Source organism: Streptomyces sp. NPDC048441, from assembly GCF_043200235.1.
Classification (GTDB): Bacteria; Actinomycetota; Actinomycetes; order Streptomycetales; family Streptomycetaceae; genus Streptomyces.
In genome coordinates, this window is the sequence record NZ_JBICXM010000002.1 from 701,665 (window position 1) to 717,907 (window position 16,243).

The 16,243-nt window shown below is 71.4% G+C and carries 11 protein-coding genes; 4 read left to right on the forward strand and 7 right to left on the reverse strand.

Features of this window, described 5'->3' with window-relative positions; translation table 11 throughout:
* Nucleotides 1-25: 25 nt before the first annotated feature.
* Nucleotides 26-811 carry a Tat pathway signal sequence domain protein gene (locus tag ACGFSB_RS07420; RefSeq protein ID WP_393395442.1) on the reverse strand — a complete coding sequence of 262 codons (786 nt, stop codon included), beginning with the start codon at nucleotides 809-811 and terminating at the stop codon, nucleotides 26-28.
* 158 nt (nucleotides 812-969) lie between these two features.
* Here ACGFSB_RS07420 and glgX point away from each other — a divergent pair, with 158 nt between their 5' ends.
* Nucleotides 970-3,078, forward strand: coding sequence for a glycogen debranching protein GlgX (gene glgX, locus ACGFSB_RS07425; protein ID WP_393395445.1), 2,109 nt, complete (start codon nucleotides 970-972; stop codon nucleotides 3,076-3,078).
* On the opposite strand, the gene ACGFSB_RS07430 is transcribed toward glgX, so the two are convergent.
* Complete coding sequence (locus tag ACGFSB_RS07430; protein WP_393395448.1) at nucleotides 3,053-4,378, reverse strand: MFS transporter; 1,326 nt, start codon at nucleotides 4,376-4,378, stop codon at nucleotides 3,053-3,055. The two genes, glgX and ACGFSB_RS07430, sit on opposite strands and share 26 nt — an antisense overlap.
* Nucleotides 4,379-4,459: 81 nt before the next feature.
* Between ACGFSB_RS07430 and treY the strand changes: the two genes are divergently transcribed.
* Entirely contained in the window at nucleotides 4,460-6,886 is a 2,427-nt protein-coding gene (gene treY / locus ACGFSB_RS07435) for a malto-oligosyltrehalose synthase (protein WP_393395451.1), read from the forward strand.
* Here the strand turns inward: treY and ACGFSB_RS07440 are convergent.
* Complete coding sequence (locus ACGFSB_RS07440; RefSeq protein WP_393395454.1) at nucleotides 6,866-7,975, reverse strand: cytochrome P450; 1,110 nt, start codon at nucleotides 7,973-7,975, stop codon at nucleotides 6,866-6,868. The genes treY and ACGFSB_RS07440 overlap by 21 nt on opposite strands.
* 256 nt (nucleotides 7,976-8,231) lie before the next feature.
* On the opposite strand from ACGFSB_RS07440, the gene ACGFSB_RS07445 reads away from it, so the two are divergent.
* A complete protein-coding gene (locus ACGFSB_RS07445) occupies nucleotides 8,232-9,482 on the forward strand; it encodes a M14 family zinc carboxypeptidase (protein ID WP_393395457.1) in 1,251 nt (416 codons plus the stop codon).
* 35 nt (nucleotides 9,483-9,517) lie between these two features.
* Here ACGFSB_RS07445 and ACGFSB_RS07450 read toward each other — a convergent pair whose 3' ends face one another.
* Complete coding sequence (locus ACGFSB_RS07450) at nucleotides 9,518-10,069, reverse strand: FHA domain-containing protein (RefSeq protein WP_393395460.1); 552 nt, start codon at nucleotides 10,067-10,069, stop codon at nucleotides 9,518-9,520.
* 154 nt (nucleotides 10,070-10,223) lie between these two features.
* Here ACGFSB_RS07450 and treZ point away from each other — a divergent pair, with 154 nt between their 5' ends.
* Nucleotides 10,224-11,969, forward strand: coding sequence for a malto-oligosyltrehalose trehalohydrolase (treZ, locus tag ACGFSB_RS07455; RefSeq protein WP_393395829.1), 1,746 nt, complete (start codon nucleotides 10,224-10,226; stop codon nucleotides 11,967-11,969).
* 18 nt (nucleotides 11,970-11,987) lie between these two features.
* Here treZ and ACGFSB_RS07460 read toward each other — a convergent pair whose 3' ends face one another.
* The 3 genes from ACGFSB_RS07460 to phsA all read right to left on the reverse strand — a co-directional run bounded on the left by ACGFSB_RS07460 (nucleotide 11,988) and on the right by phsA (nucleotide 16,038).
* Nucleotides 11,988-13,109 carry a M24 family metallopeptidase gene (locus ACGFSB_RS07460; RefSeq protein WP_393395462.1) on the reverse strand — a complete coding sequence of 374 codons (1,122 nt, stop codon included), beginning with the start codon at nucleotides 13,107-13,109 and terminating at the stop codon, nucleotides 11,988-11,990.
* A 125-nt stretch (nucleotides 13,110-13,234) separates the two neighbouring features.
* Entirely contained in the window at nucleotides 13,235-13,996 is a 762-nt protein-coding gene (locus ACGFSB_RS07465) for a PDZ domain-containing protein (RefSeq protein WP_393395465.1), read from the reverse strand.
* A 110-nt stretch (nucleotides 13,997-14,106) separates the two neighbouring features.
* A complete protein-coding gene (phsA, locus tag ACGFSB_RS07470; RefSeq protein WP_393395468.1) occupies nucleotides 14,107-16,038 on the reverse strand; it encodes an O-aminophenol oxidase PhsA in 1,932 nt (643 codons plus the stop codon).
* Between the last annotated feature and the right edge of the window lie 205 nt (nucleotides 16,039-16,243).

Here is a 16,243-nt window from a genome sequence, read left to right on the forward strand (position 1 = left end):
TGGTGTCGTGCGCGGGCGGCCGGAATCAGCCGAGGCGGCCCACGGAGCGGGTGCTCAGATCGACGACGAGGGACCGGGTGTCGATCCACGGGCCGCTCTTGACCTTGGTGACGACCTGGAGGCACCGGTGCTTGCCGCACTCGGTGAGGTCGGACGGCACGCTCTTGATGGTCTCCTTGCGGAAGACCATGCCGCTCAGCTGGAGCTGCCCCGGGCCGGTCAGTTCCTTGCCCGTGGCGTGCTTGAAGTCCTGCTTCAGGCCCTTGCCGAGCGGGTCGGCGATCAGCAGCCTGGCGCCCTCGGCGAGCTCTTCCTGGCTCGGCGGCGGCTGGACGTTCTGCGTGGTGTTCGTGTTCTCCACCTTGCCGGTCTCCACGTTGACCGTCTTGGTGATGACCGCGTCCTTCTTGTAGTCGTAGTAGACGACCTCCGCACTGCGCGGGGCCGCGGCACCCGCGTCGGTGGGCTCGGACTCGCTGAGGTTCGTCGACAGGAGCTGCGGGCCCCGGTCGCCCTCGACATCCCTGGCACTCGAGCGCAAGGCGCCCGTCACCGAGGCCTTCTCGGCGCGCTCGATCTCGGCGTCGGTCAGCGGGTCGCTGCCTATGCCCTTCTCCCCCTCGTCGGGCGCGGCCTCGACGACGCCGTCCTTCGCGATCGCGTTCTGCTTCTCCGATGCCGCGTTGGCCTGGCGGTCCCCCGACTCGCCCGCCCCCGGCAGTGTGACGCCCACCAACACAGCGGTGGCGGCCACGGCTACTGCCGCGCCCGCCACCACCTTCCCCAGGTGGCGTCTGACTAGCTCTCGCACTTACTCCCCTTTTCCCCCACGAGCCCCAAGAAGGGGCATACCGAGTATGTGGTCGGTCGGTTAGACGGCTTCAACTCCCGTGTGGTTGCCCCACTTTCGGGGAGACTCTGCCGAAAGTGGCCCCGGGCCGAGGGGGCGGTAGTGGAAGAGTCATATGCATGCAGGTGTGGCCAGGGCAGGCGTATCCACTGGGTGCCACGTACGACGGCGCCGGAACGAACTTCGCGGTCTTCTCCGAGGCCGCCGAACGAGTAGAGCTGTGTTTGCTGCACGACGACGGCTCGGAGACGGCCGTCGAGCTGCGCGAGTCCGACGCGTTCGTGCGGCACGCGTACCTGCCCGGCGTGATGCCCGGCCAGCGGTACGGCTTCAGGGCGCATGCTCCGTACAGACCCGCGCGCGGGCACCGCTGCAACTCCGCGAAGCTGCTGCTCGATCCGTACGCGCGCGCGGTCAGCGGCCGGATCGACTGGGGCGAGGAGGTGTACGGCTACCGCTTCGGCGCCCCCGACAAGCGCAACGACCTGGACTCGGCGCCGCACATGATGACGTCCGTGGTGGTCAATCCGTACTTCGACTGGGGTGACGACAGGCCGCCGCGCACCCCGTACAACGAAACCGTGCTCTACGAGGCCCATGTGAAGGGCCTGACCATGCGACACCCGGATCTCCCCGCTGAGTTGCGCGGTACGTACGCGGCGCTCGCGCATCCGGCGGTCCTCGATCACCTCACGCGACTGGGAGTGACAGCGCTCGAGCTGATGCCGGTGCACCAGTTCGTGAACGACCACCGTCTGGTCGACATGAATCTCAACAACTACTGGGGCTACAACACGATCGGCTTCTTCGCGCCCCACAACGCGTACGCCTCCTGGGGCGACCGGGGCGAGCAGGTCCTGGAGTTCAAGCAGGCGGTGAAGGCGCTGCACGGGGCGGGCATCGAGGTGATCCTCGACGTCGTCTACAACCACACGGCCGAGGGCAACCACCTGGGCCCGACGCTCTCCTTCAGGGGCCTGGACAACGCCTCGTACTACCGGCTCGCGGACGATCAGCGCTACTACACAGACACTACGGGGACGGGCAATTCGCTCCTGATGCGCTCCCCGCACGTACTCCAGCTGATCATGGACTCGCTGCGGCACTGGGTCACGGACATGCATGTGGACGGCTTCCGCTTCGACCTCGCGGCGACGCTCGCGCGGCAGTTCCACGAGGTCGACCGGCTGTCGTCGTTCTTCGATCTGGTGCAGCAGGACCCGGTGGTGAGCCAGGTGAAGCTGATCGCCGAGCCGTGGGACGTCGGCGAGGGCGGCTATCAGGTGGGCAACTTCCCGCCGATGTGGACGGAGTGGAACGGCAAGTACCGCGACACCGTGCGGGACATGTGGCGCGGTGAGCCGCGCACGCTCGCGGAGTTCGCCTCGCGGCTGACGGGTTCGTCGGACCTCTACCAGGACGACGGGCGGCGCCCGCTGGCCTCCATCAACTTCGCCACCTGCCACGACGGATTCACGCTGCACGACCTGGTCGCGTACAACGACAAGCACAACGACGCCAACGGAGAGGGCAACCAGGACGGCGAGAGCCACAACCGCTCCTGGAACTGCGGCACGGAGGGCGAGACGGACGACGCGGGCGTCCTGGAGCTGCGCGAGCGGCAGATGCGCAACTTCATCGCGACGCTGCTGCTCTCCCAGGGCGTCCCGATGCTCAGCCACGGCGACGAGTTCGCGCGGACGCAAGGAGGCAACAACAACGCGTACTGCCAGGACAACGAAGTGGCCTGGGTGCGCTGGCCGGAGGGCGAGAGCACGCAGCTTGAGTTCACGCGCGCGATGACGTGGCTGCGGCGCGACCATCCCGTCTTCCGTAGGAGGCGGTTCTTCCACGGCCGTCCTGTCGAAGGCACGCACGACGAACTCTCCGACATCGCCTGGTTCACGCCGGAGGGCGAGGAGATGGCGGCGGAGGACTGGGACGCGTCGCAGGCAAGGGCGATGACGGTGTTCCTGAACGGCAACGCGATCTCCGAGCCGGGCACGCGCGGAGAGCGGATCGCCGACGACTCGTTCCTGATGATGTTCAACGCCTCCGCGGAACCACTGGAGTTCGTCGTTCCGGTCAATCACGGCCGCCAGTGGCAGGTGGTCGTCGACACCGCGCGTGCGGAGGGGGTGCCGCCGGGCACGGGTCCGAAGGCACGGGCCGGCGAGCGCCTGACGCTCGCCGACCGGAGCCTCACTGTCCTGCAACGCCCCGCGTGACCAGGGAGGTGGCGTTCGCACCGTCGTCCTTCGCGGGGCGTGCGACGAGGGCGACGAGGAACGCGACGGCGGCGGCCGCGCTGCCGAGGGCGAAGGCCGCCTCCGGGCCGTGGGCCTCGGCCAGGCGGCCCGCCACGGCCAGCGCGACCGCCTGGCCGCCGACGAACGCGCTCGCGGCGAACGTCATGCCTTCGGCGAGGCGCCGCGGCGGACAGGAGCGCTCGGTCAGCGCGAAGCCAGTGATCAGATTCGGCGCGTAGATGGCGCCGAACACGGTCACCACGAGGTAGAGCCCCGTCATGCTGTCCGTCCACACCAGCGGCAGCGAGAGCAGCGCCGCGGCGGCCGTCGCCACGCGCCAGCGCGTGTACAGGCCGAAGCGCTCGGGCAGCGCCGCCATGGAGAGGCCCACGAAGGCGCTCATGACGCCCATGGCGGCGTAGACGAGGCCCGCCTGGCCGGGCTGCCCCAGCTCGTCGGTGAGGGCCGTGATACCGGCACCACAGGCGCCGAGCAGGACGCCGACGAAGACGAGACCGACGCGTACGACGACGACCGCGCGCGGAAGATGTTCCCGGTCGGGTGCCCGCTCGCCGCGTGGGTGTGCCGGATCCGCGGGTTCCGCTCGTACCGTCCGGCCCGTGGGGTGCAGCGCGAAGCCCGAACCGCAGACGGCGACCAGAAGCGCGGCCGCCCCGAAGGCGTACGCCGGATGGACCACCACGGCCGCGAGACCCACCAGGGCGGGGCCGAGCACGAAGGACAGCTCGTCCATGGTGCTCTCCAGGGACAGCACGGTGTTGACCAGACGGTCGTCCCCGCCCGCGCGGCGGACCAGCGGGACGGCGCGCGCACGGGCCAGCGGGCCGATCCCCGGGATGCTCGCCCCGGCGAGCACGGCGAGGACGACGAGCGCGGGCGTGGGCAGCTCCAGGAGTGCGCCGATCGTGTACACCGTGATCGCCACGGCGTTGAGCAGCGAGAAGGCCAGGACGACGGAGCGCTGGCCGCGCCGGTCCGCGAGGCGGCCGACGAGCGGGCCCATGGTCACCTGGCCGAGCGCGAGCGCGCAGGCGACGACGCCTCCGGTGGCGAGCGATCCACTGGTCTCGGTCACCAGGAGGACACTGCCGAACTGGATCATGGCCACAGGGAGCCTGCCGAGGAACGAGATCACCGGAAGGGCCGCTCCGGTGTGTCCGATCACTTGCCGGTAGGTGTCCAGGAGACCTCGTGCTCCCCCTTCGCTCCCTTGTTCGCCCTGTTGTTCGTCCCGTTCGACCTGTGCTTTCGCAGCCATCGTCCAAAGCTAGCCACGCTCCGACGGACATACGCATGAGTCGATGGGACGAAAGCTCGCCGGGCGGGTACGTACGTTCGCATGACGCCAGAGCCCTCAGAGCCTGCGGTTCCGCCACCGCCCACTGCCACCTACCGGCTGCAGCTCCAGCCCGATTTCCCGTTCGCGGCCGCCGAGGCTGCCGTCCCGTACCTGGCCTCGCTCGGTGTCTCGCATCTGCATCTGTCGCCGGTCCTGGAGTCCGTCCCTGGGTCCACGCACGGCTATGACGTCGTGGACCACGCGCGCGTGCGGGGCGAGCTGGGCGGCGAGGAGGGGCTGCGGGCCCTCTCGCGCACGGCGCGCGGGCACGGGCTCGGTCTGGTCGTGGACATCGTGCCGAACCACATGGCGGCGACGCCGCGCCACAACCACGCCCTCTGGGAGGTGCTGCGGGAGGGTGCCGATTCGCCGTACGCGCGGTGGTTCGACATCGACTGGGACGCGGGCGGCGGACAGGTGCTGCTCCCGGTCCTCGCACGCGGGCTCGGGGACGAGCTGGAGCGCCTGCGGGTCGACGGGGAGGTATTGCGCTACCACGAACATGCTTTCCCGCTCCGTGAGGGCACTGCGGAGCTGCCGCTGCCCCAGCTGCTCGACGCCCAGTGGTACCGCCTCGGGTGGTGGCGGCTCGCCCGCACCGAGCTCAACTACCGGCGCTTCTTCACCATTTCGGACCTCATCGGCGTACGCGTCGAGCACCCGGAGGTCTTCGACGCCACCCACGCGAAGATCCTCGAACTCCTTCGGGACGAGGTCGTGGAGGGGCTTCGGATCGACCACCCCGACGGGCTCGCGGACCCCGGGGCCTACCTCCAGCGGCTCCAGGAGGCCACCCGCGGGCGCTGGACGGTCGTCGAGAAGATCCTCACCGACGGGGAGCAGCTGCCCGCCGCGTGGCCCGTCGCGGGCACCACCGGATACGACTCGCTGCGCCACCTCGACGGCCTCTTCACCGACCCGGCGGGAGCGGGCGAACTCCTCGGCCAGTACCGGAGGTTCACGGCGTCCGCGGTGGACCGGGGCGGTGACTGGGAGTCGACGGTACGGCGCGCCGCGTACAAGGTGCTCACTCATGAGCTGGCCACCGAGACCGACCGCCTCACGCGCGAGGCGGTCACGCTCTGCGCGCCGGACCCGGCGCTGCGCGACCACGCTCCGTGGGCGCTGCGTACCGCGCTCCTGGAGCTCCTCGTACGGCTTCCGGTGTACCGGCCGTACGTCTCCGGGGGCGCCGAACCCGCATCGGTGCTCACCATGGGTGCCGCCGCCGACGCCAAGGCGGCCTTCGCGGTGCGGGAGGAGGCCGAGGCGGTCGATGTCGTACGGGACCTGCTCCTCGGGCGCATCGGGTCGGGGCCAGGGCTCGACTCCTTCCGTGCGCGGTTCGCGCAGACGTCGTCGGCGCTGCGGGCCAAGGCGGTCGAGGACACCGCGTTCTACCGGCACGCGCCGCTGCTGTCGGCGGCCGAGGTGGGCGGCTCGCCCGAGCGTCCCGCGGTGGCTCCCGAGGCCTTCCACGCCTACTGCGCGCGCGTGCAGCGCGATTGGCCGTACGCGGGGACGGTGCTCACCACGCACGACACGAAACGCAGCGCCGATGTGCGGGCCGGGATCGCCGTCCTCACCCAGTGCCCACAGCGGTGGGCCGACCTGCTTGTCGACGTGACCGAGCAGACCGCGCGCGTGGGCGGTACGAGCGCGCCGGATCCCCAACTGGCGTGGGCGGCCTGGCAGACCGCCGTCGGCTTCGGCTTCCCCTACGACGAACGCCTCCAGAAGGCCCTGCTCAAGCACGTGCGCGAGGCGGGCCTGCACACGAGCTGGACCGAGCCGAACGAGGCGTACGAGAAGGCCGTGACGGCGTTCGTGGAGGCGGGCCCTTGCGGACCGCCGCTCTACACGGTCGCGGAGTTCGCGGGCGGCCTTCGCCCCCACGTGCGGGCGAACATCCTCGGGGCCACGCTGCTCCAGCTCACCATGCCCGGGGTGCCTGATCTCTACCAGGGCACGGAGGGCGAGTACCGGGCCCTGGTGGACCCGGACAACCGGCGGCCCGTGCGGTTCGAGCCGCATGTCCTGGAGTACCTGGAGCAGCACCGTGACCGCTGGGACCTCTCCGAGGAGAAGCTGGCGCTCACCTCCGCAGCGCTGCGGCTGCGGAGGCGGCGCCCGGAGCTCTTCGGTGGCGCCGCGGCGTACGAGCCGCTGAGGGCTCGGGGTCCGGGCGCGGCGCACTGCGTGGCGTTCACGCGCTCCGGAGAGGTGCTTTCGGCGGTGACCCGGCTCTCCTTGCGCCTCGCCGACGCGGGTGGCTGGCGCACGACGGAGCTGGAGCTTCCGGAGGGGCGGTGGGTGGATCTGCTCACTCCGGGGCGGGAGTTCACGGGCCACGCGCGCGTGGCGGAGCTTTTCGGGGAGCTGCCGGTGGTGCTTCTTGAGCGGGTGTCAGCGGAGGCGGACACGTAGCACGCGCGGCGCCCGCGCGATCAGGCCCCGGGGCGCGGGCCTGAAGCCGGGCGCCCAGCGCAGGCCCGGCATGGCGTCGAGCAGGGCCCGCAGACCGAGTTCGGCCGCGAGCCCGGCCAGGGCGGCGCCCAGCCGGAAGTGTCCGCCGGCACCGAACGCGAGGTGCGCGGGGTCCGCGCGGAAGATGTCGTAGCGGTCGGGGTCGGCGAAGCGGTACGGGTCACGCCCCGCGGAGCCGATGAGGCAGGCCACGACGGCTCCCACGGGCAGCGTGGCGGCGCCCAGGGTGACCGGCGCGGTCGCGCGGCGCAGCACGATGGGGGTGGGCGGATCACGGCGCAGGGACTCCGCCCAGGCGGCGGGTATCAGCCCCGGACGCGTGCGCAGGAGGTCCAGCTGAGCGGGGTGGTCGAGGAGGTTGGCGAGGAAGGCGGCGAGGGCGTGGGCGGTGGCCTCGCCGCCGCCACCGAGGAGCGTGCCCACGAGGCCGGTGACGGCCTCGTCGGAGAGTGGCCGCCCGTGCACGCGGGTGCCGCACAGCACGGAGAGCAGGTCCGTACCGGGATGTGCGCGGCGCCGCCCGATCAGGGGCCGCAGCACCCCCGCCAACTCCGGGTGGGAGCCGCCCAGACGAGTGCGCCCCGTGCGGCACCACTCCTGCACGCGCGCGGCATCGTCGAAGGGCAGTCCGAGCGCGGCGACGGCGGCCGCCGCGGGCAGCCACCCGCTGAACTCGGCGACGAGATCGACCTCGTGCCGCCCCGCGATGCGCCGGGCGAGGACGTAGGCGGTGCGCTCGGCGGCGGCCCGCAGCGAAGGCTCGACGAGCGCCCGGTGCGCCGGTCCTGGACCCGGCTCCCCCGGAACGAGCCGCGCATCACCGAGCACGGCCCGCACATCCGCGTACCGACTGACCAGCCAGGCACCCAGCGGCTCGTCACGGACGAGGGGGAAGTCCTCACGGAGGATGCGGTAGAGCGGGTACGGGTCACGTGCCACGCCGGGGGCCAGGAGGCTCGGCGCGGGGGTGGGGGTGGGCGCACCCATGACGGGCGCCCCCGCTACGGACATGCCAGTCGCCGCGGACATGCCAGTCGCCACGGATATGTCGGTCAGTCCGGAAAGACACAGCAACGCCGGGCTCCCGCCTGGATTCAGCGCGGCGGGTGGCCGTGCGGAGGAATTTCAGGGGATCACCGGGAGGCGGCTGACGCAGCTCCCGTACACCCATTCGGGTGACATAGCCGCCGGAGCCCCCTATGGGATGACATCCCTTGGGCCACACGCTTGACACCCACCCGACCGCGTGGCGTACTGCGGATTGCGTTCAGCGGACACGACGGGGGTGAGTCAACTGGCGGAGCAGCGCTATCCCAATGTGGCCGAACTCGTCTTGTCCGCCAGGGAGTTGGCGGCACACCGTCCCGGTCTCAGCATCCTGCGCCAGGTGGGCAGATCGCGTGCGGGGCGGCCCCTGCACCTGTTGTCCGTCGGCCGTTCTCCCCGCGCCGTCCTGGTCGTCGCGGGCGCGCACTCGAACGAACCCACCGGCGGCTCGACACTGCTCCACCTCGCGGAGTGGGCCCTGCGGGACGAGGACCTGCGCGCCGACACCTCCTGGCACTTCCTGCTCTGCGCCGACCCGGACGGCGCGAACCTGCACCGCACGCCCGCCCCGAGCACCCTCCTGGACTACCACCGGCACTTCTTCCGCCCCGCGGGCCCCGAACAGCCGGAGTGGTCCCCCTCCGTGCTGCCGCCCGACCGGCTGCCGCCCGAGACCCGCGCCCTGACCGGCGTCATCGACGAACTGCGGCCCTACTTGCAGGTGTCCCTGCACTGCACCGACCTCGGCGGCAGCTGGGTGCAGTTGACGCGGGACATCCCGGGGCTCGCCGAGCCGTTCGCGAAGTCCGCGGCGGAGCTGCACATCCCGGTCGAGACGGGGGCGTCGGACGCCGCGGGCTGGCCCGTGTCGGGGCCGGGGGTGCATGTGCTGCCGGGCCCCGGCTCGGCGGCCGCCTACCCGAGCCTCCCCGAGGACGCCCGGCACACCACCTGGCACCACGCCCACCGGTACGGCGGCCTGACCGCCATCGTCGAGGTGCCGATGTGGGCGAGCGACCTCGTGGACGACGCCGCTCCCCATCCCGCCCCGGTGCTCGCGCTGCGCGGCTTCTCGCGGCGGCTGCGCCATGACGCGGGCCTGGTCGAGGACATCCTCAGCGAGGCGCTGCCCAGACTCCCCGAGGCGCGAGGGCCGCTGCTCCGCGCGGCGCGCTGGGCCCTCGACCTGGTGCCCGGCCTGGCCGACGACTGGGCCAGGCTGCCGCCCGCCGGGACATCGATGGCGTACATCGGCAGCGTCGACGCCTTCGGGCGGCGCCTTCCGCTGCGGGCGGCCGCGATGCTGCTGCGGGTCCTCGACGCGTCGGGCGACCCGGCGGCGCCCCGGCTCGAGCGGCTCGTCACGCACTGGAGCGACACGTTCGCCGAGCGGTTCAGGGCGCGCTGGGTGCCCCTCGACGACCAGGTCGAACACCAGTCACGGACGACGGTCGCGGCGGCGCGCCACGCGCGCGTGGACAGGCTCTAGCGGCAGCTTCGCGTGGACAGGCTCTAGGGGCAGCCTCACGAAGCGGCGAGCCGGAACACCATCGTCCCGAAGCTCACCTGATCGCCGTCCTGGACGACGGCCGCGCCGATCACCCTCCGGCCGTTCACGGACGTGCCGTTGGTCGACCCGAGGTCACGCACCACCCACAGGCCGCCCTGCCTGCTCAGCTCGGCGTGCACCCGGGAGACCGTCTCGTGGCTGAGCCGGAGCCCGTTCGCCGGGTCGCGGCCGATCCGCAGGGGGTACGGGTTCGCCGGCACCGGAAGGAGCAGCTTCGGCAGCCGCTCCGCCTGCCAGGCCCTGCGCAGCCGGACCGTGAACCCGGAGACCGCGCCGACGGTGCCGAACACCGCCCGCGAGAGACGTCCCTCGGTCCGCAGATCGGCGGTGAGCGCCGCGAGTTCGTCGGGCTGACGAGCGGCGAGCGCCAGCTCCATGCGCCGTACGAACGTGTCGTGCGAGAGCTTCCCGAGGGCAGCGCCCTCCCTGAGCACCTTCAGCGCCCTGTCGCGCTCGGCATCGGTCAGCCGCGCGGGGTACGTGTGGATCTCAAAGGACGACGTCACCCTCGTGATTGTCGGGCAGCCCGGCCGACGTGTCCAGAAAACGGCGAACGACCGCGGGACGATCACTTCTGCAGCACGATGGACGGGCATCATCTGTCGGATATCGGTTATCCGACGGCAGGCAGGCCGGATGGCAGACGAGGGGGAACTGTCGATGGAGTTCGCGGTATGGGCACCGGAGGCCGAGCAGGTCGCGTTGGTGTGCGAGGGCACCACGCGCGCGCTCGAGCGCGCCGAGGACCGGTCCGGGTGGTGGCGGGCGGAGGCCGCGGCGGAGGACGGGGCGCGATACGGCTTCGCGCTCGACGACGGCCCCGTGCTGCCCGATCCCCGCTCACGGCGCCAGCCCGACGGCCCCGACGGCCTCAGTGCCGTCGTCGACCACGAGCGGTACGCCTGGCGCGCGCCCTGGTCGGGGCGCGGGGTGCGGGACGCGGTCCTGTACGAGCTGCACGTGGGGACGTACACACCGGACGGCACGCTCGACTCGGCGGCGGGGCGGCTCGGGCACCTCGCCGAACTGGGCGTCACCCATGTGGAGCTGATGCCGCTCTGCCCGTTCCCCGGTCAGCACGGATGGGGGTACGAGGGTGTCTCCCTGTGGGCCGTGCACGAGCCGTACGGCGGTCCTGAGGCGTTGAAGCGATTTGTCGATGCCGCGCACGCGCACGGCATCGGCGTCGTGCTCGACGTGGTCCACAACCACCTCGGCCCTTCCGGCAACCATCTGCCCGCGTTCGGGCCCTACTTCACGGAGACCCATCACACTCCGTGGGGCGCGGCGGTCAATCTGGACGCCCCCGGCTCGGACGAGGTGCGCGCCTATCTGATCGGCAGCGCTCTCGCCTGGCTGCGCGACTACCACCTGGACGGCCTCCGCCTGGACGCGGTGCACGCGCTGCGGGACACGCGCGCGTGCCACTTCCTGGAGGAGCTCTCGGCCGCCGTGGACGAGCTGGCCGTAGAAATCGACAGGCCACTCTCGCTGATCGCCGAGTCCGACCAGGGCGATCCGCGGGTCGTCACCCCGCGCGCGGAGAGCGGGCTCGGCGTACACGCGCAGTGGAACGACGACTTCCACCACGCCCTGCACACGGCGCTCACCGGCGAATCGCACGGCTACTACGAAGACTTCGCCCGCGCTCCCTTCGCCGCACTCGCCAAGACGCTGACGGGCGGCTTCTTCCACGACGGTACGTACTCGACCTTCCGGGGGCGACGGCACGGCCGCCCCGTGGACCGCGCGCGGACGCCCGCGTACCGCTTCCTCGGCTATACGCAGACCCACGACCAGGTGGGCAATCGCGCCCAGGGAGACCGGCTCTCCGCCACCCTCTCCCCCGGCCTGCTCGCCTGCGCGGCCGCGCTCACCCTCACCGGGCCTTTCACGCCGATGCTGTTCATGGGCGAGGAGTGGGGCGCGGCCACGCCCTGGCAGTTCTTCACCGACCACACCGACACCGAGCTCGCCGATGCCGTACGCCGGGGCAGACGGCGGGAGTTCGCGGCGCACGGCTGGGCCGAGGAGGACATCCCCGATCCGCAGGACCCAGCCACCAGGACCCGTTCCTGTCTCGACTGGGCCGAGCCCCTGACCGACCCCCACGCGCGCGTACTGGCCTGGTACCGCGAACTGATCGCCCTGCGCCACGCCCGCGTCGACCTCCTCGACCCCGATCTGGCGGCGCTCCGGGTCGCCTACGACGAACAGGACCGCTGGTTCGCGGTCCGGCGCGGTGATCTCCGGATCGCCGTGAACCTCGGCAAGGAGGCGGCCGACATCCCCGTGGGCGGCCGGGGCGCACGGGTCGTCGCGGCGTGGGAGCCGGTCACGGCGCCCGGCGCGGACGGCGTCCTTCGGCTGCCCGCCGAGTCGTGCGTGGTGCTCGCGATGCCATGAGCAGGCGGACGGCCGGGGTCAGTTGACGATCGCCAGCTCGCGCGGCGTGGTGTTGAGGCGCCGTACGCCGCCATCGGTGACCGTCACTATGTCCTCGATGCGCACGCCGAAGCGGCCCGGCAGATAGATGCCGGGCTCCACGGAGAAGCACATTCCGGGCACGAGCGGCAGTGCCTCGCCCTCGATCATGTAGGGCGGCTCATGGGTGGTGACGCCGATGCCGTGCCCGGTGCGGTGGATGAAGTACTCGCCGTACCCGGCATCGGTGATCACCGCACGCGCCGCCCTGTCGATCTCCTGGCAGGAGGCGCCGGGCCGCACCGCGCGGCAGCCGGCCTCCTGCGCCTCGCGCACGATGTCGTGGACCCGCTGCTCCTCCGCGCTCGGCTCGCCCACGTGGACGGTGCGCGAGGTGTCCGAGCCGTAGCCGTACAGCAGGCCACCGAAGTCGAGAACGACCATGTCGCCGTTCTCGATGACGCGGTCGCCCGCCTCGTGATGCGGGTTGGCGCCGTTCGGGCCGGATCCGACGATGGTGAAGTCGACCTGCGTGTGCCCGAACTTCCGCAGCAGACCGTCGAGATCGGCGGCGACCTCGGTCTCCTTGCGGCCCGCGAAGGGAACCTTCTTGATCTCTTCGTACGTTGAGTCAGCAGCGGCACCGGCCGCCGTGAGGCGCTCAAGCTCCGCGGCGTCCTTGACGGCACGGAGCATGGGCAGGGCCTCGGTGAGGGACACGTAGGAGGTGCTCGGCAGCTCCTGCTGAAAGCCCAGGAGATGCATCGCCCACGAGTTGTCGCTGATCCCGAAGCGGCCGTCGACGTCCAGGAGCGGTGCGGTCGTGGCGTACGGATTCTTGCCGTCGGTCCAGTCGCGCAGGGAGAGTGCGCTCGCGCCCGCCGACCGTTCCGCGTCCGGGGCCTCCAGGGTGGGCACCACGAGCACCGGCTCCTGCCCCGCCGCGAGGACCAGCACGGTGAGGCGCTCGGTGGCGACCGGCTGATAGCCGGTGAGCCAGACCAGGTCGGGGCCGGGTGCGACGAGCAGTCCGGCGAGCCCCGCGTCCGCCGCGGCGGACGCGGCGCGGTCCATGCGGGCCTTGTAGTCGTCGGCGGTGAAGGGCGCGGGTATGCCGGTCATGTCGGGCCTCCAGGGGCTGCTCGCTGCTCGTTCCTGCGCGTACGGCGCAGTCCTGGTGCCGATCCTGCCCGCGCGGGCGCGCGCTCGCGAGTCGTTTCATTTCATGTCACGAAGCCCGGCCCATGTCATGTCACGAAGCCCGACGTCACCGACAGGGACTGCCGCACTCCGTTCGTGTGGCGGACGGTCACGGTGACGTTCCTGCCCGGATCCGCCGCGGCGACCACCGCCGCCAGGGCCTTGGCCGAGCCGATGCGGTGCTTGCCGAAGGCGAGCAGTACGTCGCCGCGTACGAGACCCGCCGTGTAGCCGGGGCCCGGACTGTGCACGCCGACGAGCAGGGCTCCGGCGCCGCCGGGGGCGTCCACGGCCTCCACGCCGAGGGTGGGACGCGCCCCGCCCTCGGCGGCCTTGCCTGCCTTCTCCGGCACCTTCTCCGGCCTCTTGGTCGGCTCCGTGCTCGGTTCCCTGCCCGGCTGCTTCCGCGGCGGCTTCGGCGGGGTGGCGGGCTTGGGTCCCGCCCCTGCCGCCTTCTGCATATCGGCGAGCTTGCTCATGCCGATGACGGTGGCGCTGACCGTGCCGAGCCCCACCCCGACCAGCACAAGGGCGACCGAGAAGAGCAGCCCGAGGAGCAGAGTGATCAGCCGCCGCCCGCGCCGCCGGGCGGCGTGCGGCCGGTGCCCCGCTCCGGATCTGTGACCCGAGCCGGCTGCCCGGCCTGCACCGGCTGCCTTCCGCCCGGTGCCGAACCTCCGCCCGGTGCCGGACTTCCGGCCGACACCGAACTTCCGGCCGATACCGAACTTCCGGCCGATACCGAACTTGCCGCCGCTGCCGGGCTGCTGCCCCGGCAGCGGCTTGGGACGCAACGCAGTCTGTTCCATGGCTCGCCTCCGGCCACAGCCCTACCCGGCGTGACCCGGAGCGACGATTCACGAAAGAGTGACGTCCAGATGTGCGGCCGGTCTCTGTCAGAACGTGCGGCCGGTCTCCGTCAGGCCGCGTGACCTCCCTCGTGTCCACCGCCGTCATGGTCCCCATGGCCCCCATGGCCCGCCCCGTGGTCGAACTTCAGGGCCTCCTTCGGCATGACCACGAAGGGGCGCATCATGCCCATGTCCTCGTGCTCCAGGAGGTGGCAGTGGTACATGAAGCGGCCGTACGCACCATCGAACTTGCCCATCACCCGAAGCAGTTGACCGCCGGGGACCAGGAAGACGTCCTTCCAGCCGCGCTCGTTCGGGGCCAGGGGGATCTCCTTCTTCGGGTCGAAGGTGATCGGGGCGAGGGTGCCGCCCACCGTGACGTCGAACCCTGACGCGTCGTAGGCATCGCGGCCCAGGAGCTGGAAGTCGGCCAGGTGAATGTGCATGGGGTGGGTCACGATCGGGTTCACCGCGAGGTTCAGGAAGCTCCACTGTTCGTAGCTGCCCTCGGCGATGGTGAAGCCCAGGCCGTCGTTGAAGGTGCGGGCGGTCCTGCGGTAGGTCTTGGTCTTCCCGTCCGCGCCCTGGAGCTGGATGACCCCCTCGGTCGGGATCAGGACGTCGCCCGCGTCCTCGACCTCGGTCATCTCCCAGATCTCCGGGTGACCGCCGCCGCCCTTCGTGGCGGGCGGGGTGAGCACGATCAGGCGGTGGCCGTGCTCGATGTCATGGCTCAGCGGGCGGAACGAGCCGGAAAGGACCTCGGGGAGGACGAAGGGGTCATCGACCTCTCCGTCGCCCACGCGGAACTCCATCACCTGGGGATAGCGCACGTCGTTCGCCGGGTCCGGCACACCGGGGGCCCGGCCGCTGCCCTTGTTCACCAGGCGCACCCGCCGGCCGGCGAGAGCGCGGAAGTCGATCAGCAGGTCCATACGCTCGGCCGGGGCGACCGTGAGCGTGGGCAGCGACTCGTCGAAGTCGATCGGCACGGGGCGCGGCAGCAGGCCGCCGTCGCTGCCGATCTGGTGCAGGACATCCGGCACCGGGTTGTTGTCCTCGTCGACCAGGACGAGGTCGTAGACACGGGCGTTCGACGCGTTCACCAGACGGAAGCGGTGCCAGGCCGCTTCGACGTCCGCGAACGGCCAGATGCGGCCGTTGACCGTGCTGTACGGGCCGGTGAAGGGCACGGAGACCGGCTTGCCCGTCTCCGGGTTCTTCGCCTGGACGACGACTGCCTTGTGCAGCAGGCGGCCGTTCAGGCGCCCGTCCTCGTCCGTGTCCAGGTTCCGGTCGGCGAGCAGCAGCGGGATCTCCCGCTCCCCGGAGGGGAGGCGGAGCGCGTCCTCCTCGTCGTCCCTGACGAGGTACGTGCCGTACAGACCCGCCTGGACGTTCCAGCGGGTGATGTTCATGGCGTGGTCGTGATACCAGTACTGCACCGCCTGGTGGTCGTTCGGGTACTCGGCGAGCTGTGCGTCACCGGACCCCACCGCGTTGTCCGCCCACCCGTCGTTGCCCCCGCCGGTCTGCGCGCCGTGCAGATGCGTCACCGACCAGGCCGGGAGCGCGGCCACGTCCTTGTTCGGCTCGGCGCCCCCGCGCCCCGGGAGCGTGCTCGGACGCGGGTCGGACTGCGGCACCTCTACTGAAGTGACGGGATACTCGCTGCCCTTCGGGATGCGGTTGGTCCACGCGATCCGGATGCGCCGCCCCCGCCGCACCTCGATCGTCGGGCCCGGCACGCAGCCGTCGTAACCCCACATCAAGGTCGGCGGCAGCTGCGGGTGCAGCCGGATCCAGGCCGGGCGCAGGGCGATCTCGGTCTCCGCGGGCGCTTCGGCCTCTTCGCGTACGTCGACGGAGTCCGGCCGCAGGACGGGCGGAACCGGCAGCGGCGTCACGTACGGCGCCAACTCCCCATCGGCGGGCGTCGTGCCCGCTTCCCCCTCCGCGCCCGTCAGACGGTCTGTGATGCGCTCGATGATGTCGGTCAAGATGAACACCCCCGTGTTCAGTAATGCAATGCGATGGCCCCTGCCGGGCCGTTGGTTGAGCGGCCTGGTCAGTGGCCGCCCCTCACATCAGAAGACTCCCGGCGCCCCAGCCAAGTTCCATGAATCCCTCATTCTGCAAGAAAAGTCTCGGAAACCACATATGGAAGTGGTAAGTCCTGTTGTGGGTCTGCTGTCAGTGACCGCT

Excerpts from the sequence above, each read along its gene's own strand:
- treZ (WP_393395829.1), top strand. The coding sequence starts at position 10,224 with ATGGAGTTCGCGGTATGGGCACCGGAGGCCGAGCAGGTCGCGTTGGTG.
- treY (WP_393395451.1), top strand. The coding sequence starts at position 4,460 with ATGACGCCAGAGCCCTCAGAGCCTGCGGTTCCGCCACCGCCCACTGCC.
- ACGFSB_RS07460 (WP_393395462.1), bottom strand. The coding sequence starts at position 13,109 with ATGACCGGCATACCCGCGCCCTTCACCGCCGACGACTACAAGGCCCGC.
- ACGFSB_RS07465 (WP_393395465.1), bottom strand. The coding sequence starts at position 13,996 with ATGGAACAGACTGCGTTGCGTCCCAAGCCGCTGCCGGGGCAGCAGCCC.
- ACGFSB_RS07440 (WP_393395454.1), bottom strand. The coding sequence starts at position 7,975 with ATGTCCGCGGCGACTGGCATGTCCGTAGCGGGGGCGCCCGTCATGGGT.
- ACGFSB_RS07430 (WP_393395448.1), bottom strand. The coding sequence starts at position 4,378 with ATGGCTGCGAAAGCACAGGTCGAACGGGACGAACAACAGGGCGAACAA.
- glgX (WP_393395445.1), top strand. The coding sequence starts at position 970 with ATGCAGGTGTGGCCAGGGCAGGCGTATCCACTGGGTGCCACGTACGAC.